The sequence below is a fragment of the Micromonospora noduli genome (assembly GCF_003264475.1).
GTDB lineage: Bacteria > Actinomycetota > Actinomycetes > Mycobacteriales > Micromonosporaceae > Micromonospora > Micromonospora noduli.
In genome coordinates this window covers 13684-33253 of record NZ_PYAC01000001.1, presented here as the reverse complement: position 1 = coordinate 33253, position 19570 = coordinate 13684, and the positions used below count along the sequence as shown (strand labels likewise).

General features: G+C 71.5%; 19 protein-coding genes. 12 read left to right on the top strand and 7 right to left on the bottom strand.

The genetic code is table 11. The annotated features are described in order from the left end of the window. Positions 1–123 precede the first annotated feature (123 nt). The 4 genes from MED15_RS00155 (at position 124) to MED15_RS00140 (ending at position 5531) form a co-directional block, all read left to right on the top strand. Positions 124–894, top strand: a complete 771-nt coding sequence (locus MED15_RS00155; RefSeq protein WP_091398349.1) for a DUF5995 family protein — start codon at positions 124–126, stop codon at positions 892–894. A 386-nt stretch (positions 895–1280) separates the two neighbouring features. Beyond that, complete coding sequence (locus MED15_RS00150; protein WP_244220310.1) at positions 1281–1670, top strand: hypothetical protein; 390 nt, start codon at positions 1281–1283, stop codon at positions 1668–1670. A gap of 87 nt (positions 1671–1757) precedes the next feature. Further along, positions 1758–3854, top strand: a complete 2097-nt coding sequence (locus MED15_RS00145; RefSeq protein WP_208646427.1) for an amino acid transporter — start codon at positions 1758–1760, stop codon at positions 3852–3854. 174 nt (positions 3855–4028) lie between these two features. After that, complete coding sequence (locus tag MED15_RS00140; RefSeq protein ID WP_112588031.1) at positions 4029–5531, top strand: right-handed parallel beta-helix repeat-containing protein; 1503 nt, start codon at positions 4029–4031, stop codon at positions 5529–5531. Positions 5532–5698: 167 nt separating this feature from the next. Here the strand turns inward: MED15_RS00140 and MED15_RS00135 are convergent, their stop codons facing one another. Beyond that, a complete protein-coding gene (locus tag MED15_RS00135; RefSeq protein WP_112734519.1) occupies positions 5699–6658 on the bottom strand; it encodes a TIGR03557 family F420-dependent LLM class oxidoreductase in 960 nt (319 codons plus the stop codon). A gap of 379 nt (positions 6659–7037) precedes the next feature. Continuing rightward, positions 7038–7244, bottom strand: a complete 207-nt coding sequence (locus MED15_RS00130; protein ID WP_007460667.1) for a hypothetical protein — start codon at positions 7242–7244, stop codon at positions 7038–7040. Positions 7245–7497: 253 nt separating this feature from the next. On the opposite strand from MED15_RS00130, the gene MED15_RS00125 reads away from it, so the two are divergent. Both MED15_RS00125 and MED15_RS00120 read left to right on the top strand, forming a co-directional pair. Next, positions 7498–8325, top strand: coding sequence for a hypothetical protein (locus MED15_RS00125; protein WP_112601069.1), 828 nt, complete (start codon positions 7498–7500; stop codon positions 8323–8325). Beyond that, the gene (locus MED15_RS00120) at positions 8322–9080 is read left to right on the top strand and encodes a maleate cis-trans isomerase family protein (RefSeq protein ID WP_112734518.1); all 759 of its coding nucleotides are present in this window, start codon (positions 8322–8324) and stop codon (positions 9078–9080) included. Before MED15_RS00125 ends, MED15_RS00120 begins: the two co-directional genes overlap by 4 nt. A gap of 14 nt (positions 9081–9094) precedes the next feature. Here MED15_RS00120 and MED15_RS00115 read toward each other — a convergent pair whose 3' ends face one another. The 3 genes from MED15_RS00115 to MED15_RS00105 all read right to left on the bottom strand — a co-directional run bounded on the left by MED15_RS00115 (position 9095) and on the right by MED15_RS00105 (position 11673). Continuing rightward, positions 9095–10303, bottom strand: a complete 1209-nt coding sequence (locus MED15_RS00115) for a low temperature requirement protein A (protein ID WP_112588023.1) — start codon at positions 10301–10303, stop codon at positions 9095–9097. A gap of 127 nt (positions 10304–10430) precedes the next feature. Further along, the gene (locus MED15_RS00110) at positions 10431–11387 is read right to left on the bottom strand and encodes a 5'-3' exonuclease (protein WP_112734517.1); all 957 of its coding nucleotides are present in this window, start codon (positions 11385–11387) and stop codon (positions 10431–10433) included. A 58-nt stretch (positions 11388–11445) separates the two neighbouring features. Further along, positions 11446–11673 (bottom strand): hypothetical protein, encoded by a 228-nt coding sequence (locus tag MED15_RS00105; RefSeq protein WP_112588019.1) that lies wholly within the window; start codon positions 11671–11673, stop codon positions 11446–11448. A 166-nt stretch (positions 11674–11839) separates the two neighbouring features. Here MED15_RS00105 and MED15_RS00100 point away from each other — a divergent pair, with 166 nt between their 5' ends. Continuing rightward, positions 11840–12727, top strand: a complete 888-nt coding sequence (locus MED15_RS00100; RefSeq protein WP_112734516.1) for a winged helix-turn-helix transcriptional regulator — start codon at positions 11840–11842, stop codon at positions 12725–12727. Positions 12728–12789: 62 nt separating this feature from the next. Here MED15_RS00100 and MED15_RS00095 read toward each other — a convergent pair whose 3' ends face one another. After that, the gene (locus tag MED15_RS00095; protein ID WP_112588015.1) at positions 12790–14157 is read right to left on the bottom strand and encodes a glycosyl hydrolase family 18 protein; all 1368 of its coding nucleotides are present in this window, start codon (positions 14155–14157) and stop codon (positions 12790–12792) included. Between the two features lie 203 nt (positions 14158–14360). Here MED15_RS00095 and MED15_RS00090 point away from each other — a divergent pair, with 203 nt between their 5' ends. The 3 genes from MED15_RS00090 (at position 14361) to MED15_RS00080 (ending at position 17229) form a co-directional block, all read left to right on the top strand. Further along, on the top strand, positions 14361–15476 hold the full coding sequence (locus MED15_RS00090; protein WP_112734515.1) for a M24 family metallopeptidase: 1116 nt from the start codon (positions 14361–14363) through the stop codon (positions 15474–15476). After that, entirely contained in the window at positions 15473–16615 is a 1143-nt protein-coding gene (locus MED15_RS00085) for an acyl-CoA dehydrogenase family protein (protein ID WP_112588011.1), read from the top strand. Before MED15_RS00090 ends, MED15_RS00085 begins: the two co-directional genes overlap by 4 nt. A 107-nt stretch (positions 16616–16722) precedes the next feature. After that, positions 16723–17229, top strand: coding sequence for an Lrp/AsnC family transcriptional regulator (locus MED15_RS00080; RefSeq protein ID WP_091398289.1), 507 nt, complete (start codon positions 16723–16725; stop codon positions 17227–17229). On the opposite strand, the gene MED15_RS00075 is transcribed toward MED15_RS00080, so the two are convergent. Further along, positions 17159–17770 carry a histidine phosphatase family protein gene (locus MED15_RS00075; protein WP_112601072.1) on the bottom strand — a complete coding sequence of 204 codons (612 nt, stop codon included), beginning with the start codon at positions 17768–17770 and terminating at the stop codon, positions 17159–17161. The two genes, MED15_RS00080 and MED15_RS00075, sit on opposite strands and share 71 nt — an antisense overlap. A 157-nt stretch (positions 17771–17927) precedes the next feature. Between MED15_RS00075 and MED15_RS00070 the strand changes: the two genes are divergently transcribed. After that, the gene (locus MED15_RS00070; protein ID WP_112588007.1) at positions 17928–18122 is read left to right on the top strand and encodes a CsbD family protein; all 195 of its coding nucleotides are present in this window, start codon (positions 17928–17930) and stop codon (positions 18120–18122) included. A 672-nt stretch (positions 18123–18794) separates the two neighbouring features. After that, positions 18795–19454 (top strand): polysaccharide deacetylase family protein, encoded by a 660-nt coding sequence (locus MED15_RS00065; protein WP_112588005.1) that lies wholly within the window; start codon positions 18795–18797, stop codon positions 19452–19454. Positions 19455–19570: the final 116 nt, after the last annotated feature.

Sequence of the window (19570 nt, the reverse complement as noted above, 5' to 3'; positions counted from 1 at the left end):
TATCCCGGCGCGTGTGCGCGCCGGGATACGTCGTTTTACTGATCCGGTGGCCCGGTGTCGGCTGAGAGGCTGGGCCGCGTCGACGACGGCACGGGGGATGCCGCCGACCACAATGGAGGAGAAATGATCGAACCGGTCTGGGGGCCCGTGCACCGGGACATCGTCGACCTGCTCGCCGATCATCCCGCGGACGTGCCGGCCGTGGTCGATCATCTGACCAAGCTCCAGGACATGCTGGTCCGGTTGCCGCCGTTGGAGGCCAGTTGCCCCCTCGCTGACTTCAACAAGCTCTACCTGACCATCACCAGCAGTGTGCTGGACGGGCTGTACGACGACCGCTTCATCGATCCGGTCTTCCTCTCCCGGCTCGACGTCGAGTTCGCCGCCCGGTACTTCGACGCGATGCGGCTGTGGACCGACTCCAGCCCCGGCACCCCGAAGGCGTGGTCGTGCCTCTTCGAGCGGATGCGGGGGCCGGATGCCCGTCCGCTGCCGTCGGCGGCGGCCGGGGTGAACGCGCACATCAACTTCGATCTGCCGTTCGCCCTGGTGACCACGTTCGACCACCTGGAGTCGGAGCCGGTCGACGGCAGCGACCAGCACCACGACTACCTCGAGATCAACAACATCTTCGCGGACAAGATCCCCGGCCTGCGCCGGGGCTACCTGGAGCGGTGGCAGCTGCTCATCGACATGCTCAACGGCGACATCGACGACTGGTACCAGGGGGAACTGGTCGAGTACACCCGCGATGTCGCCTGGCGTAACGCGCAGAAGATCTGGCGGTGCCGGCACGATCCGGACGCCCGCGAGTGTGAGCGCACACGGTTGGACGACAACGCCGCGGCGCTCGGCCGGTTGCTGCTCTCGCCCCTCGGGGCGTTCCTGCAGTAGCCGGGACGGGGGGCCCCCGCGCTCCGCCCCGTGGGGGGCGGCGGAGCGCGGGGGCGCGTCCCACCAGTTCCACCCCGCGTGGCCGCCCGAGGTCGGGCCGGGCACGCAGGGGACAGCCGGTCGGCCCGGGGGGTGTCGACCGTCTGCCACCGTCGGCCGGCCCGGGGGGTGCCGGCCGGCGGTGGGGGAGCGCCGAACGGGGGTCACGTTGACGGCGTGCGGATCCGGGGGTGTCGGCGGGCTGGGATCGGGTACGCCCGCGCCATGACCGTCCTGGCCCGGCGCCGGCCCGCCGCCCGCCCCCGGCCCGCGCGGCCCGGCCCCCTGCGGCCGGGCGGCCCGGTGTCGCGACCCACCGCTCGGCCCGGCGCCCGATGACCGGCGTCGTGGCCCGGTTTCCGTTCCGCTTCGATCCGGTGTTCCGCCCGATGCTGGCGCTGCTGGGGGTCCGCCCGGCGACCGCCTGGGTCGCCGTCACCGAACGGGACCTGATGATCCGGTACGGGCCGTGGCGGCTGCGGACCGACCGGGACAACGTCACCGGCGTCGAGCTGAGCGGGCCGTACCGCTGGTGGCGGGCGATCGGCCCGCACCTGTCGCTGGCCGACGGCGGCGCGACCTTCGGCAGCAGCGCGGCCGGCGGGATCTGCCTGCGCTTCGGCGTGCCGGTGCCGGCGCTGGTGCCCGGGGGGCGGCCCCGGCACCCGGCGGCCACGGTGACGATCGCCGACCCGCCCGCGCTGGCCCGTCTGCTCGCCGTCGCGGACCTGTCCTGAGCAGGCCGAACAGGTGCCCGGTTCCGCCGATCGGGCACCGGGACACCGCCTACCGTCAGATCAGGACCTGTGAGGGTGGGACTGGCGATGGCTGACGAGCACCGGGCGAAACCACGGCGCTGGAACGGGCGCCGCCACACGCCGAGCGGGCCGGACCCTGCGCTGCGGGCGGCCCGCGATCCAGCCCGCCCACACCGGGGCGGCCGGCAGGGCGTCGTGGTGCCCGAACGCGTGGCCACCCCGGCCCGCTCGGCGCCGCCGGCCAGCCCGCTGCGCCGGTGGCTCTTTCAGCACCAGGTGCAGCCGCCCGGCCCCGAGGCGAGCGAGGGACAGAACCGTCGGCACGCCTGGTGGCAGGTGATGTGCCTGACCGGCGTGGACTACTTCTCCACGCTGTCGTACCTGCCGGGCATCGCGGCGGTGGCGGCCGGGGCGCTCTCCCCGCTGGCGACCCTGTTGATCGTCGTGCTCACCCTGTTGGGCATGCTGCCGATGTACCGGCGGGTGGCCCACGAGAGCCCGCACGGTCAGGGTTCGGTGGCGATGTTGGAGCGGTTGTTGCCGTTCTGGCGGGGCAAGATCTTCGTCCTCGTGCTGCTCGGCTTCGTGGCCACCTCCTGGATCATCACGATCACCCTCTCCTCTGCCGACGCCACAGTGCACCTGCTGGAGAACCCGTACCTGCCGGACGTCCTGCACGGGTCCCTGGTGCCGGTAGTGGTGACGGTGGTGCTGCTGCTCATCCTCGGCGGGGTGTTCCTGCTCGGGTTCCGCGAGGCGGTGGTGGTGGCCATCCCGCTGGTCGCGGTCTTCCTGGTGCTCAACGCGGTGATCGTCGTGGTCGCGGTGGCCCGGATCGTCGAGGACCCGGACATCGTGTCGAACTGGACGGCCGCGGTGACCTCGACCGGTGGCGGACCGGGCCAGGTGCTGTTCACCGCCGTGCTGGCGTTCCCGCTGCTGGTGCTGGGGCTGTCCGGTTTCGAGACCGGGGTCAGCATGATGCCCCTGGTGGCGGCCGACGGCCCGGACAAGCAGGCCCGGCTCGCCGCCCGGATCCGCAACACACGTCGGCTGCTCACCACCGCCGCGTTGATCATGTCCGTGTATCTGATCTCGACCACCTTCGTGACCACTGCGCTCATTCCGGCGGAGGAGTTCCGGCCGGGCGGCGGCGCGAACGGGCGGGCGCTGGCGTTTTTGGCGCACGCCTACCTGGGGGAGGTGTTCGGCAGCGTCTACGACGTGAGCAGCGTGCTCATCCTCTGGTTCGCCGGAGCCTCGGCGATGGCCGGGCTGATCAACATCGTGCCGCGCTACCTGCCGTCGTACGGCATGGCGCCGGAGTGGGCGCGGGCGGTACGCCCCGTGGTGATCGTCTACACCGTCGTCAGCGTCGCCATCACGATCGCCTTCCGCGCCGACGTCAACGCCCAGGCCGGGGCGTACGCCACCGGGATCCTGGCCATGATGGTCTCCGGGGCGGTGGCGGTGACGATTTCCGCGGCCCGTCATCATCGGCGCGGCTCCGCGATCGGCTTCACCGTGCTGACCCTGGTGCTGCTGTACGCGCTGCTGGAGAACGTCATCGAACAGCCGGACGGCATCACGATCTCCGCGCTGTTCATCCTCGGCATCATCGTGGTCTCGTTGGTCTCCCGGGTCACCCGGACCACCGAGCTGCGCGCCGAGCGGATCGAGTTCGACGAGGCTGCCCGTCGGTTCATCACCGAGTCGCTGGCGCACGACGGGCAGCTGCACCTGATCGCGAACAAGCGGCAGAAGGGGTCGGTGAAGGAGTACACGCTCAAGGAGCGGGCGCAGCGCGGGATGAATCCGGTGCCCGGGGCCGCGGACGTGCTGTTTCTGGAGATCGATGTGGTCGATCCGTCGGAGTTCAGTCAGGTGCTGCGCGTACACGGGATCGAGGTGGGCGGCTTCCGGGTGCTGCGGGCCAACAGCCCGGCGGCGCCGAACGCGATCGCCGCGATCCTGCTGGCCCTGCGCGACGCCACCGGGGTCCGGCCGCACGCGCACTTCGAGTGGTCGGAGGGCAGCCCGATCGCGCACCTGGCGCGCTACCTCATCCTGGGCCGGGGGGACACCCCGCCGGTGGTGCGGGAGATCATCCGCCGGACCGAACGGGACCCGCTGCGTCGGCCCGGCATCCACGTCGGCGGGTGACCTCGATGCCGCTCTGACAGCTTTGAAGATGAAAGAGGGCACTATTCACGTTCACACCTTCCTGTCCGTATTACGGACTTATCGTGACGTTTGGTAGCCGGCGAACACGTCGAGCCCCCCGCGCCCGAATCGGCGCGCGGCCACGTCACGTACGCAGGAAGGTAGGCACCGTTGATGTCCACGTACCGAGAGGGAGACCGCGCGACCCGACCCAGACGGCGCTCCCGATGGTTCTTAGCCAGCGGCTTGCTGGCGGGGAGCCTGGTCGTGGGAGCGGCCGGAGCGGCCGCCGCCGCCGACCGCGCCCTCACCCTCCCCGGTCTGGCCCGGCTGACCCCGGCAGCCGACGACGACCGCCGCGACGACGACCGGCGGGTTCCGCAGCCCGGCCAGGACGACGCGGAGCGGGCCCGCCCCACCACCCCGGGCACCGGTAAGCGGGGCGTGGTGTCGGTGCCGTGCGACGCCGCGAAGCTGGTGGCGGCGCTGGTCACTGCCAACGCCGAGGGCGGCGGCGAACTTCGGCTCGCGCCCAAGTGCCGTTACACCCTCACCGAGGCGTTCCACGAGACCGACCAGTACGACGGCGGGATCCGTGACGCCCGGGAGGCGGCCGACGCCGCGGAGACACCCGGCGACGCTGAGGCGCCGCCGCACAACCCGGCCGACGACACCGCTGGCCTGCCGGTGATCTACCAGCCGATCACGATCGACGGCGCGGGCGCCACCATCGCCCGGGCCGCCCAGGCCGCCTCGTTCCGCTTCTTCACCGTCCGCGACGGCGGCGAGCTGACCCTTCGCGACGTGGAACTGCACAACGGCCGCTCGGCCATCGAGGGCGGCAGCGTGCACGTGGTGCACGGCGCCACGGCCGTGGTCGAACGGGTCACCGTCACGCAGAGCACCTCGCTGTCGCCCGAGGGGGGCGGCGGCGGCATCTTCAACGACGGCAACATGGTGGTCACCGACTCCACGTTCGTCGGCAACAGCGCCTCCGGCGCCGCAGGCAAGGGCGGGGGCCTGCTCAACGGCGGCGTGCTGACACTGAAGCGCTCGGAGTTCCACCGCAACAGCGCCAACGCCTACGGCGGCGGGCTGGGCAACTACCGTGGTGCCGCCGACGTGGAGAGCGTCTCCTTCACCCGGAACAGCGCCGCCCAGGGTGGCGGGCTGGCCAGCTTCTCGGCCCGGACGAAGGTCTCCGACACCGAGCTGCTGAACAACACCGCGCAGGTCGGCGGCGGTGCCGCCAACTCCGACGCGGTGCTGGTGATGCGCACGATGACCATCCGCGGCAACACGTCCACAGTCAACGGCGGCGGCGTCTCGACAGTGAAGGGCCTGACGCCGATCGACGACAGTGTGATCGACGGCAACACCACCCACGGCCTCGGAGCCGGCATCTACGCCGAGAAGGCGAACCTGCTGGTCCGCGGCAGCGACGTGACCCGTAACGAGGCTGTCGGCGCCGCGTCCCAGGGCGGCGGCATCTACGCCAGCGCGGGCTCGGTGGCGATCTACACCAGCAAGGTCACCCACAACGCGTCGACGGTGAAGCCCGGCGGCATCTTCGGCATGCACGCCCAGGTCAAGATCGACGATGAGAGCGTGGTGGTCGAGAACGAGCCGACCAACTGCGAGGGCAGCCAGGTGCCGATCGCGCACTGCTTCCGCTGAGCGTCGACCCGCGCACCATCCCGAGCGCATTCATCCTGAGTGCACCGCCCGCCCCGGACGATCGTCCGGGGCGGGCGGTGCTTTGTCGTCACGTGACGCCCTCGGCCCCTCGCCGACCGCCGAGCCCGGTGGCCACCGACGCCGCCGACCTGCTCCTCAGCACGGCGTCAACCCATGGCGCGCAGCCGGCCGGAGAGGTCGCCGGCGAAGAAGTCGAGGAAGCCGTCCGGGTCGGGGCCGGCGTTCTGCAGGACGATGTGGTCGAAGCCGGCCTCGACGTACGACCGGACCTTGGCGACGTGCGGTTCCGGGTCCGGGCCGATGGCGAAGAGCTGCCGGATGTGCTTCTCCTCGACGTACGCGCTGGCCGCGTCGAAGTTGACCGGGTTCGGCAGTTCGCTCATCACCTTCCAGCCGGTGACCATCCACCGGCTCGTCTGCAACACCGCCTGCACCGCCTGTTGCTCGTCGGTGGCCCAGGCCAGTGGCACCTCGGCGTAGCGCGGGCCCGCACCCTGGGCGCGGCGGTAGTGCTCGACGATCGACGCGTCCGGCTCGGTGGCGAACAGGCCGTCGCCCAACTCGGCGGCGAGCCGCGCCGACGCTTCACCGCTGGCCGCCACCGCGATCACGGGCAGGGTGTCCGGCAGGTCGAAGATCCGGGCGTCCTCCAGTTGCAGGTGCCGGCCCTCGTACGACTGGTAGCCGCCCTGCCAGAGCAGCCGGATGATCTCCAGCGCCTCGCGTAGTCGCTCGTGTCGCCCCCGCACGCTGGGGAAGCCCTGACCGACCACGTGCTCGTTGAGCCGCTCTCCGGCGCCCACCCCGAGGGTGAACCGGCCGTCGGAGATCAGTGCCATGGTCGCCGCGGCCTGCGCGATGATCGCCGGGTGGTAACGGACGGTCGGGCAGGTGACCCCGGTGGCCAGGCGCAGGGTGGTGGTCTTGGCCGCGATGGCGCCGAGCACGCTCCAGGTGAAGGACGAGTGCCCCTGAGCGTCCAGCCACGGATGGAAGTGGTCGCTCATCTCGACGAAGTCGAAGCCGGCCCGCTCGGCCAGGACGGCCTGCCGGATAATCTCCTGTGGGCCGTACCCCTCCGAGGCCAGCTTGTAGCCGATCTGCATGCCACACTCCCGATCCCGTTCGCTGACTGAGGCATCGGCGGTTCCCGGCCCCGGCGCGGACAAACGCCGCCGAGCCGCAAACCAGCCTCCTAGGATGCCTTAGGCGGTGTGCCGCCCGCGACGCGGAACGCGAGCACTGCGGCAACCCGGAGTGCGGGTCGGGGTGTGCGCTTCGGCCGGCCATGTTGATGTGCTGTTGAGCGGTATACCTCAGAGGTATGAATATGACTTTGAGGTATACCGCTTAACACCGCGTCCGCCCCGCCGCCAGCCTCAGCCACGGTAGGGACTTACTCGTCTGGTGCTCCGGCGCGATCCCGCCGAACGGAACCGGCCCGTGCCCCCACTGCGGGGGCACGGGCCGGGGTACGTCTGTCGTCTACTTGGAAGGCTCGGGCAGCTTGCAGTCGACCTTCGGGTTGGCGCCGATGTAGTTCAACGGCCCGGCCACGATGGTGACCAGGATGGTGCCGGCCTCGGCGCAGTTGGTGTCGTCGCCGCTGTAATAACCGCGCTGGCCACCGGCGATGGCGCCGATCACCAACCAGATCACGACGATGACTCCGAGAATCGAGGTGCCGCGCATCGCTGCCTCCTGGGGGTATGTGGTGGATCTGAGGTGCAGCCGTTGTACCCAATCGGGTCGCGCGGCTAACGGTTGCGTGCTACGACCCCCGCCGGATCCCCCATCCGGCCGATGCCGTCCGCCGTTGTGTACCGCCCGGGCATCCGCCGCCCGCACCGGGTAGCACCTGTGGGCTATCGGATCGGCGACCGACCTCGCCGTCATCCGGGTGGGTGGACGTAGAACTGCCTCACGGCCCCGCCGAGGAGGACTCATGGACGCCCCGACACCGCCCCTGTACATCGACCGCCCCGAGGACGTCGCGGTCGCGGCCCGCGCGCTTGCTGGCGGCGCGATCGTCGCGGCGGCGTTCGCCAACTTCTACGTCATCGTGACGCGTCCCGACGCGGCGACCGTACGCCGGGTCAACCTGGCCAAGGGCCGACCGGCACACCAGGTCGGCAGCATCACCACCGCGATCGGCCGGATTCCCGGGATGTTCGACTGGACGCGGATCTCGCCGCGGTTGCCGGTCGGTCGGGTGCGGGCGCTGATGGACGCCCTCTACGGGGCGGGGCCCTTCGGCTTCCGTGGGCCCGCGGCGGATCGGCTCCCCGAGCATCTCACCCAGATCGACCAGGGGATACGGACCACCCAGGTGATCGCGCCGGGGCTGACCTGCCCGTCCAACGCCTTCTTCGAGCGGGCGCTCACCGAGACCGGAACGGATCACCTCTACATCACCTCGGCGAACCGCTCCCGGCATCTCACCGGCGCGGCGGAGGAACCGGCGCACTGGAAGGCGGGCGCCCTCGCCGCGGACTTCGCCCACCTCGACGATCTGGTGGTGCTGGTCCACCGGGACGAGGCCGCGGCCCGCGCCGCCTACCCGGGCTACCTCACCACCTCGGTGACCCTGCTCTCGTTCCACGCGCCGGAGGGTGACCTCGAAGAACCGCCGGTGCTCACCGTGGACCGGCACGGATCGCTGCACCTGGACGACGTCCGACGCGCCGCCGCGCCGCTCGGCCTACAGGTGCGCCTCGCCGGAGGTGCCCGGGAACGACTGCAGGTCCGCGGGTACGCCGGGGCACTGGTGTGAGCGACTACCGCATCGGCCTGGTGGTGCCCAGTTCCAACACCACAATGGAAACCGAGATCCCGGAGATGCTGCGCCGACGTGAGGTCGTCGATCCGACGGTCCGCTTCACCACCCACGCCAGCCGGGTACGGCTGCGTCAGGTGACCGCCGACGAGTTGGCCCGGATGAACCGCTCCGCCCTGCGGTGTGCCGCCGAGCTGGCCGACGCCCGCTGCGACGTGCTCGCGTACGCCTGTCTGGTGGCGGTGATGTGCGAGGGCGCCGGCGCGCACGAGCGGGCCGGGCGGCGGTTGGGCCGCGCGGCCGGTCGCGCCGGGCACGACATGCCGGTGGTGACCAGTGCCGGCGCGCTGGTGGCCGGGCTGCGGGCGCTGGGTGCCCGCCGGGTGGCCCTGATCGCGCCGTACCTGCCGCCGTTGACCGCGACCGTCGCCGCCTACCTCGCCGCGTACGGCGTACAGGTGACCGACGCGGTGAGCCTCTGCGAGCCGGACAACGTGGCGGTCGGGCGCATCCCCGCGGCGCGGCTGGTCGAGCTGGCCGATCGGCTGGACGTGACCGACGTGGACGCGGTGATCCTCTCCGCCTGCGTGCAGCTGCCGTCGTTGGCGGCCGTGCCGCAGGTGGAGGCCAGTCTCGGCCGCCCGGTGCTCACCGCGGCGACGGCGACCGTGCATCAACTGCTCACCGGTCTGGGCGTCGAGCCGTATGTGCCCGACGCCGGCCGGCTGCTGGCCGGCCCGATTCCGCTGTGAACGGCGGGTTCGGCTCAGTGCGGCGGTGACGGGGCCTCCGGCGGCTTGCCGTGGCTACGCCGGAAGTCCGCGTAGGCCACGCCGACCAGCACCAGCAGCCCACCGAGGGAGGCGAACACCGGCGGCAGGTACAGCAGCCCGGGGGCGATGGTCAGCAGCGCCAGCACACCGCCGGGTCGGGACCACGACACCCGGCTGAACACCTCGTACTCGAACGAGGCCCGGCCGGCCAGGAACAGCGCCGGGCCGCCGAGGATCACCGCCAGCCAGGCCGGCGGGATCCGTCCGGTCGGCTCGTGCAGCACCAGGTGGAAGCCGGCCGCCGTGGTGACCACGCCGGAAATCATCAACAGATGGGTGTACGGCGCGCTGAACAGGAACTTGCTGGGCGACTCGGCGGCCTGGATGGCGGTCGGCAGCAGCTCGCCGGACTTGTGCACGTAGATCCGCCAGAGCAGCAGCGTGGTCAGGAACGCCACAGCGAAGGCCCCGATGTTCTCGGCCTCGTTGTGCTCCATGCTGAACATGGTGCCGATCGTCAGGATCGCGTCGCCGAGCGCGATGATGAAGAACTGCTGGTAGCGCTCGGAGAGATGCTCCGCAGTGACGTTGCGCTGCTTTTCGGGCACCACCCCGAGCCCCGGCACCGGGTACGCGAGCCGGAAGCCGAGGTAGTCGATGGCGAGCGCGCTGGCCCAGCACGCGATCCGGGCGTCCCCGCTGACGAATGCGCCGATGAGCCACGGGATCGCCGACACCGAGAACCAGATGAAGATGCGGGCCGCCCGACGCTGGGTCTGCGGTTCGCGCCGTACGGCCGGCATCAGGAACAGTCCACGCCCCAGGTGAATCGCCACGTACGTGCCGGCGAAGACGAGCCCCCGGTTGTTGAACGCCTCCGGAATCGCCGTGGTCATCAGCAGCGCGCCGAACATCACGGCGCTGATCAGCAGCTTGATCTCGGTGCGTTCCGGGTCGTACAGGTCGGTGACCAGCGTGGTGATCGCCCAGGTCCACCAGACGGCGGCCAGCATGATCAGTGCCTCGGCGGCCCGGTGCCAGTCGAGTTGGTCGACCATTCCCCGTGAGATGAGGGCCAGTGCGACCACGTACACCAGGTCGAAGAAGAGTTCGAGGAGGGTGACCCGGCGCGGGCCCTCCGGGTCGCGCACCGGCGGACCGCTGGCCCGTGGCGATCCGGGCTCCGGCGCGGCGAGGTGCACGGGATACTCCTGCGGAACCGCTCGACTCGATGGGCCTGTCCGGTCCACCTCTAGCGACGGTAACGAGCGGGCGAGCGCGGGATCCTGCGTTCGCCCGCTCGTCCCTCAACCGGGTTGTGTCGGGTGGTTACCCCGCTTGCGGAGGTGTCGACGGCTTCCCGTCGCCACGGGGGGCGGCGAGGGCGTCGACCAGGCGGCGGGTCGAGCCGGCCAGGTTCCACCGTTGGGCGAGCTCGAGCAGCCGGTCCGGGTCGGCCGGCGCGCTCGGCAGCGCGGTGGGCAGCTCCGGCAGGGGCACGTCCAGGGCGACCCGGACCACCGTCGGCGCGACGCCCAGGTAGTCGCGCGCCGCGACCAGCTTGGCGCGCAGGCCCGGTGCGAAGGACGAGTCGGAGTCGTCGAGCGCGGCCAGGATGCCGGCGATGCTGCCGTACCGCTCGATGAGCCGTGCGGCGGTCTTGTCGCCGACGCCGGCCACCCCGGGCAGCCCGTCACTCGGGTCGCCGCGCAGTGCGGCGAAGTCGGCGTACCGGTCGGCGGGCACGCCGTAGCGGGCCCGTACGGCGGCATCGTCGCAGTCGTCGAGCTTGGCGACGCCGCGCCCGACGTAGAGCAGTCGGACCGGTCGGGCGTCGTCGACGAGTTGGAACAGGTCGCGGTCGCCGGAGACCACCTCGACCGGGCCGGGCTGGGTCACCGAGAGGGTGCCGAGCACGTCGTCCGCCTCGTAGCCGGTCGCGCCGACCGCGGTGATGCCCACCGCGGTCAGCACCTCCAGGATCATCGGCACCTGCGGGGAGAGGGTGTCCGGAACGATCTCGCCGCCCTGCGGGGCGACCCGGTGCGCCTTGTACGACGGCAGCAGGTCGACCCGCCACGCCGGGCGCCAGTCGTAGTCCAGTGCGCAGATCATCCGGTCGGCGCCCCGCACCCGGATCAGGGTGGCGAGCATGTCGAGGAAGCCGCGCACCGCGTTGACCGGTGTGCCGTCCTCGGCCTTGGCGGCGGACTCCGGAATGCCGAAGTAGGCCCGGAAGTAGAGGCTGGCTGCGTCGATCAGCAGGATCGGGGGTCGGTGTGCCACGCCGGACAGCCTGGCACAACCGTCCGACGATCTGGCGTACGCCCGGCCGCCGGTGGTGTCAGCGTCGCTCGTCGGGCCGGTAGACGGTCTCCCGTCGGGCCAGGCGCTGCACGACGTAGCTGGTCACCAGCAGCAGGATCGCGACCACCACCTCGACCCAGGCCGCGACGCCGTCGGCGACGGTGACGCCGATGACCAGCAGGACCAGGCCGACGAGTGCGAGGACCCCGGCCCACAGTTGGCGGCGACGGCGGGTCGCCGCCCTGCTCGCCTGGTTCGCTGCCACGTCGGTCCTCCCGGTCGGGGAGTCCGGGCGGCTCCCCGATTCCAGGCTATGGCTACCGGTGGCGTTCGATCAGGGAAACCGACGCGCGGACCGCTGCCGGTCGTCGATGCAGAGCGTTCCAATCCGGAACGGACTATAGTCGGGACGGGACCAATGGAGGTAGCCGGTGCGGCGAGAGGATCTTGCTGATGCGGACTGCGGCATCGCGCAGGCGCTCGGCGTACTGGGGGACTGGTGGACGTTCCTCATCGTGCGGGACGTCGCCGGCGGGACGACCCGCTTCGACGCGCTCCAACGCGAGCTGGGCGTCAGCCGGCGGGCGCTGACCGAGCGCCTCGGCGCCCTGGTCGAGCACGGTGTGCTGGAGCGCAGACCGTATTCGCGACACCCACCGCGGTACGACTATCTGCTCACGGCGAGGGGCGAGGGGCTGTTGCCGGTGCTGATCGCGCTGCAGGACTGGGGAACGAGGCACCTGATGGGCGACGGTGACGTGACCGCGACGGCCGACGCCGGCTCGGCCGAGGCGCGCCGCGCGCACGACCTGGTCGGCCGACGGTTGCCCGCTGTCGTCCTGCCCGCCGCCGACGGGCAACCGGTGGCGGTGGCCGCGACCGCCGCGTGGACGGTCCTCTACCTGTTCCCCGGGGCGTACGCGCCGGGGACGCACGGCTATCCGCCCGGCTGGGCGGAGATTCCCGGCGCCCGGGGGTGCACCCTGGAGTCGACCACGTACGCCAAGCGTCACCCGGACTTCGTGACCGCCGGTGTCCAGGTGTACGGCATCAGCACCCAGCGGCCCGACCAGCTCGCCGACTTCGCCGCGTACGCCGAACTGCCGTTTCCGCTGCTGTCGGACGAGGACGGCCGACTGGGGGCGGGGCTGCTGCTGCCGGTGTTCCGCGCGGGTGGGGTGACCCGGTTCAAGCGGCTGACCCTGCTGGTCGACCCGACGGCGGTGGTGCGGGCCGTGCAGTTCCCGGTCACCGACCCGGCCGGCTCGGTGCAAGAGATGCTCACAGTGGTCGGCGAGCACGCAGGGGCCCCCGGCTGACGCCTTCGCGTCGACCGGGGGCACTACGAGCCGGCTGGTGCGGGGGCCCGGCGGGCGCCGCGTCAGGCCGGGAGCGTCCAGCGCTGGTTGGCGCCGGCGAAGCAGTCCCAGATCTGCAACCGGGTGCCGTCGGCGGAGCTGTTGTCGCTGGCGTCGAGGCACTTGTTCGACTGCGGGTTGCGCAGCGTGCCGTTGGACTGCGCCTGCCAGACCTGCGCGCCGCTGCCGTTGCAGTCCCAGAGTTGGACCTTCGCGCCGTTGGCGGTGGAGCCGCTGGTGATGTCGGCGCACTTGCCGAGGGCTCGCAGCGTGCTGTCGCTGGCCACGGTCCAGGTCTGCGCGTTGGTGCCGTTGCAGCCCCAGAGCTGGACGGCGGCGCCGTTGGCGGTGCTCGCCGACGCCACGTCGACGCACTTGCCGGCGATTCCGGTGATCTGACCGGTGCGACCGGTCGGCGGCGGGGTGGTGCCGCCCATGATGGTGTCGTACATGGCGCTGAGCAGTGAGGTCGAGCCGCTGGTGTCCTGCGACAGCTCCCAGTTCATCACGCCGCCGGCGTTTGCGAGGGCCCACTGCGTCTTGCGCTTGACGGTCGGAATGCCGTTCCAGCACTGCTGGCTGCCGCCGATGGTGGCGCAGTCCCGGTTGGCGTTCGCCGGGTCGAGTCCGACCAGGTACGAGTAGTTGTAGTAGACGGGGCGGCTGTAGAACGGGATGCCGAGGACGGCCTTGCTGGCCGGCAGGCCGCGGGCCTTCCACAGGTTGATGCTGTTGATCGACCAGTCGTAGTTGGCGTGTGGGCTGCCGCCGTCGTACGCCATGATGTTGAGCCAGTCGACCTGGTTGAACACGGCGGTCTGGACGCCCTGGACGCTGCCGCCCTCGCTGACCACGGCGGCGGTGAGCAGCTTGCCGCGACTGTGCAGGGCGCTGCTGAGCTGTGTCATGAGCGCCGTGTAGTTGTTGGCCGAGGCGCCCGCGTCGGGGTACTCCCAGTCCATGTCGACGCCGTCGAGGTTGTACTGGTTGACGAAGTTGACCAGGTTGTTGACGAAGTTGGTGCGGCTGGTGGGGTTGGCGGCGAGCGTCTCGAAGGCCGAGTCGTTGCCGTCGTTCCAGCCGCCGACGGCGATGGAGACCTTGACGTTGTTGGCGTGCCCCTGCGAGACCAGCGAGGAGAGCCGGGCCCCGTCCACCCCTTGCAGGGTGCCGTTGCTGTTGGGCAGGACGAAGGCGTAGTTGATGTGGGTGAGCTTGTTGTACTGGATGGTGTTGATGTTGCCGGCCCAGGAGGGCATGTAGCCGACGCTCTTGAAGTTGTTCGGCAGCACCACGGCCTGCGCGGCGGTGGGAATGACGGTGAGGGTGGCGCCGGCGGTGGCCAACGCGAGCAGGCCGGCGGCGAGGGCGCGGCGCAGTGGTGAGGACATCGGGGGCCTTCCCGTGGGCGGGGGACGACACCCGCCCGCGCAGGGTTGTCGCGGGCGGGGGGTGCGGGGACGCAGGGACGGGTGGGCCTCGAGGCAGCACAAATCTTAAAGAGTGTTAACTGTCCGCGTCAATCAACGTCGATGGATTTTCCGACGATCGATGTCGATATGGGGTTTGCCCAAACGACCGTTAAGCTGACGGGGTGGGAATCGACGAGCTGTATCCACCGGATCGGTTGATCGCCGCGCAGCGAGCGACGGCCGCCGCCGGCCTGGACGCCCTGCTGCTCACGCCCGGCTCGGACCTGCGGTATCTGACCGGGTATGACGCCCACGCGGGGGAGCGGCTGACCTGCCTGGTGCTGCCCGCCGAGGGCGAGCCGACCCTCGTCGTGCCCCGGCTCGAACGCCCGGCCGCCGAGGCGTCCCCCGCGCCGGCGACCGGAGTGCGCATCGTCGACCACGTCGACGGCACCGACCCGTACCCCCTGGTCGTCGCCGCCCTCGACGGCCCGGTGGCGGCGGTCGGGCTCGCCGACCGGATGTGGGCCGAGCAGGTCCTCGGCCTGCGCGCGGCGCTGCCCGACGCCGCGCAACGGCTCGCCGGGGAGGTGCTGCGCGAGCTGCGGATCCGCAAGTCCCCGGCGGAGATCGCGGCGCTCGCCGAGGCCGGCGCGGCGATCGACGAGGTGCACCTGCGGATGGGCGAGTGGCTGCGCCCCGGTCGCACCGAGGCCGAGGTCGCCACCGACATCGCCGCGGCGATCCGCGCCGCCGGGCACGTCACAGTCGACTTCGTCATCGTGGCGGCCGGGCCGAACGGGGCCAGCCCGCACCACGGCACCTCGGACCGACCGATCGGGTTCGGCGAGCCGGTGGTGGTCGACATCGGCGGCACGATGCCCTCGGGCTACCGCTCGGACTGCACCCGCACCTACCTGGCGGGCGGGTCGGCGCCGGCCGACTTCCTGGACTACTACGCGGTGCTGTGCGAGGCCCAACGCGCCGCCGTCGCGGCGGTGCGGCCCGGGATCACCGGCGCGGCGGCCGACGACGCGGCCCGGGCGCCGATCGCCGCCGCCGGCTACGGTGCCGCGTTCCTGCACCGCACCGGCCACGGCATCGGTCTGGACGGGCACGAGGAGCCGTACCTGGTGGCCGGCAACGACCGACCCCTCGAGGCCGGCATGGCGTTCTCCATCGAACCGGGCATCTACCTGGCGGGCCGGCACGGCGCCCGCATCGAGGACATCGTCGTCTGCACAACGGACGGCGTGCAACGGCTCAACACCACCCCCACGGAGCTCATCGCGCTATGACTGTCGACCGGATCCTCCCCACCGACGAGGCCCACGACCTGCTGGGTCTCGCCACCGAGCTCGCCGACGGCGAGCTCGCGCCGAAGGCCGCGGCCTTCGAGGAACGCGCCGAGTTCCCCCGTGAGGTGCTGCGCACGCTGGGCCGCGCCGGCCTGCTCGGCCTGCCCTACCCCGAGGAGTACGGCGGCGCGGCGCAGCCGTACGAGGTGTACCTGCAGGTGCTGGAGATCCTGGCCAGCCGCTGGCTCGCGGTCGCCGAGGCGGTCAGCGTGCACACCCTGTCCTGCTACCCGGTGGCGGCGTTCGGCAGCGACGAGCAGCGCAAGCTGCTGCCGGACATGCTCGGTGGCGAGTTGCTGGGCGCGTACTGCCTCTCCGAGCCGCAGGGTGGCTCGGACGCGGCGGCGCTGACCACCCGGGCGGATCGCGACGGCGACGCGTACCTGGTCTCCGGCACCAAGGCATGGATCACCCACGCCCGCACTGCCGACTTCTACAACGTCTTCTGCCGCACCGGCGGGCCCGGCCCGAAGGGGATCTCCTGCCTGCTCGCCGACGCGGGCACGGCCGGCATCACCCCGCAGGCAGCCGAGCGGACGATGGGGCTGCGCGCCTCCCCGGTGGCGCAGATCGCCTTCGACGAGGCGCGGGTGCCGGCCGACCGGTTGATCGGCGGCGAGGGGATGGGCTTCACCATCGCGATGTCCGCGCTGGACTCCGGCCGGCTGGGCATCGCGGCGTGCGCGGTCGGGCTGGCCCAGGCCGCCCTGGACTACGCGGTCTCCTACGCCCGCGAGCGCCAGCAGTTCGGGCGCTCCATCATCGACTTCCAGGGGCTGGGGTTCCTCCTCGCCGACGCGGCCACCCAGATCTCCGCCGCCCGCGCGCTGACCCTGGCGGCGGCCCGGCTGCGCGACGCCGGCCGCCCGTACTCGATCGAGGCGGCCAAGGCGAAGCTGTTCGCCACCGACATGGCGATGCGGGTGACCACCGACGCGGTGCAGGTGCTCGGCGGCGCGGGTTACGTGGCCGACCACCCGGTGGAGCGGTACATGCGTGAGGCGAAGGTGTTGCAGATCGTGGAGGGCACCAACCAGATCCAGCGGATGGTGATCTCCCGGGCGCTGGCCAAGGGCTGACGACGGTACGTGGTGGTGGGGCTGCGGTGGGTGCGTCGAGGCCCACCGCGGTCCGCCACTCGGGTACCTCGTCGCCGTGCGACGGTTTTCCCGGTAGGTTGCACGCCGTGGAGGAGATCGACCGCGCTATCGTCGCCGCGCTGACCGCCGACGGCCGTCTGTCGTACACCGACCTGGCCGAGCGGGTGGGGCTGTCGGTGTCCGCCGTGCACCAGCGGGTCCGTCGGCTGGAGCAGCGCGGGGTGATCAAGGGGTACGCCGCCCGGGTGTCGTTCGAGGCGCTGGACCTGCCGCTCACCGCTTTCGTGGCGATCCGGCCGTTCGATCCGTCGCAGCCGGACGACGCCCCGGAGCGGTTGGCCCACCTGCCGGAGATCGACTCCTGCTATTCGGTGGCGGGGGAGGACTTCTACCTGCTGCTGGTGCGGGTGGCCAGCCCCACGGACCTGGAGCGGGTGCTCCAGGAGATCCGCACCTCGGCGAACGTCACGACCCGGACGACGGTGGTGTTGTCCACGCCGTACGAGAACCGGCCGCCGAAGATCAGCTCTGCGGCACCGAGTCGGTCGCGGTCCCGGGCGCCGGAGGAGCCGGCTGGTTCCACCGCAGGATGACCTGCCGGCCGTGTTCGTGACCGAGCGCGCTGACCGTGGCGGTCTCCAGGCGTAGCCGCCCGCCGGCGGACGGGGGCAGACCGATCCAGCGGGCACCGAGCACCCGCAGGCTGTGCGCGTGCCCGACCAGCGCGACGGTGCCTCGGTCGAGCAGCGGGGTGACGCGGGCCAGCACCCGGTCGAGCCGTTCGCCCACCTGCGCGGGGGACTCCCCGCCGGGGCAGCCGTCGGTCCAGATGTTCCAGTGCGGATCGTCGTTGTGGATGTCGACGGTGGTGCGGCCCTCGTACTCGCCGTAGTTCCACTCGCTGAGGTCCTCGTCGACGGCGTCGACGGTGAGCCCGGCGAGCTGCGCGGTGCGCAGCGCCCGGGAGCGGGGGCTGCTCAGCACGGTGGCGAAGCGCCGGCCGGCCAGGAACGCGGCCAGGGTGCGGGCCTGTCGCTCGCCGTCGGGGGTCAGCTCCAGGTCGGTGTACGAGGTGTGCCGCAGGCTGGCGCTCCAGGTGGTCTCGCCGTGTCGGATCAGCAGGAGCTCTCCCATGCGGTCAGTTAACCATCGTGGGGCGTGGCCGACAGGCGACCCTCCCACTACCTATCTTCCTAGGATGCCTTACGGGGTGTGCCGACCGGCACCGCCGGTTTCGGCACCCGGAGACCGGGCAAGCGTGCCGGGACAACCGCCAGACCGAGGAGGCGCGATGAGCTTCACCGAGAAGGCAAAGAACAAGGTTGAGCAGATGGCCGGCGCCGCGAGGGAGCGCGTCGGCGACATGACCGACAACGAGCGGATGCGTGGCGAGGGCGCCAGCCAGGAGAGCGACGCGCGCGCCAAGCAGGCCGGTCAGAACGTCAAGGACGCTGGTCGCAACGTGAAGGACTCCTTCACGAAGTGACCCTGAGCGGTCCACCGGTCCCCGGGCGCACCGTCGCCCGGGGACCGGTCGTGCTGCGTTCCCTGGTGCTGGCGGCGCTGGCCCTTTTGCCTGCTCGGCGTGGCGGTCACCATGTACGCCCCGCGCGGCCCTGCTCGACCCCAACTGCGGCGGCGGCCTCGGCGGCCTCTCGGGCGGGAGATTCGCTGGTGAGCCGTATACCTGGGAGTCATATTTATACCTCTGAGGTATATCGCTTACCGGAGCGGCACCGCCCCGACGCTTGACGCGCAATGCCTGCTTGCCAGGGGCCGCTGGCTGCTCGGGGTCTAGGTGAGTCGGGTGGGCGAGGTGCGTTCGGCGGCGTTCGAGACGGTGCGCGCGGGACAGTGAGGCGCTTTCGCGTCTGCGATGATCTGCGGCGTGATCCGACCCCGCCTTCGCCCATTGTGGTGTGGCGTACTGGTTGCGGCGGCCGTTGTCGGCAGTGTCGCGTGCACGGCGTCCCGGGTGCCACCGCCGGAGGGGCCGGTCTTCGTCGGCTCGTCCGCCTCTGCGGCCGCGCCGCCGGCCAGCGCATCGCAGGCGGTTCCGACGCCAACGGCTCCCGCCACCCCACAGAGTGTCCCGACGCCGACGGTTCCGGCTGTTCCGGCTTTCCCGGGGGCGACGCGGGTGGGGAGCAGGGCGCCGGTGGTGGATCACGGCCCGCGCACCGGTGCCAAGGTCGCGCTGACCTTCGACGCGGACATGACCGACGGGATGTTGGCCAGCCTGCGGGCCGGCCGGGTCAAGTCGTACGCGAATCTGCGCATCCTCGACCTGCTGGAGCGGGAGCAGGTGCCGGCGACGTTCTTCCTGACCGGCAAGTGGGTCAAGCGGTATCCGGACGTGACCCGGCGGATCGCCGGCAACCCGCGCTTCGAGTTGGCCAACCACACCTACGGGCACGCGGCGTTCACCGCCGACTGTTACGACCTGCCCCGGCTGCCGGTCGACGAGCTGGCCGGCGATGTGGCGAAGACGTTCGAGGTGATCGCGCCGTACGGGGGTCGGCAGACCCGGTACTTCCGTTTTCCGGGGTTGTGCCACGACGCGGCGGCGTTGGACGCGTTGGCGCCGCTGGGTGTGACGGTGGTTGACGGGGACGTGGTCAGCGGCGATCCATTCGCGACGGCGTGGAAGCCGTTGGTGCGGGCGGTGTTGGACCACGTCCGCCCCGGGTCAGTCGTGATCATGCATGTGACCGAGGCGAACGCGGCGATGACGGACGAGGCGTTGCCGCACATCCTGGCCGGGCTGCGTGAGCGAGGGCTGGTGCCGGCGCCATTGTCCGAGGTGCTGACCACCTGACGGCCCGTCGCGCCGGGTGCGGCACTGTGCACGCCAGGGGAGCGGCCGGGTTGAAATCGGGGAAACGGGCTCGCGCGACCTGTCACGGTTGAGGTCCCACCGGACATGGAGTGAAC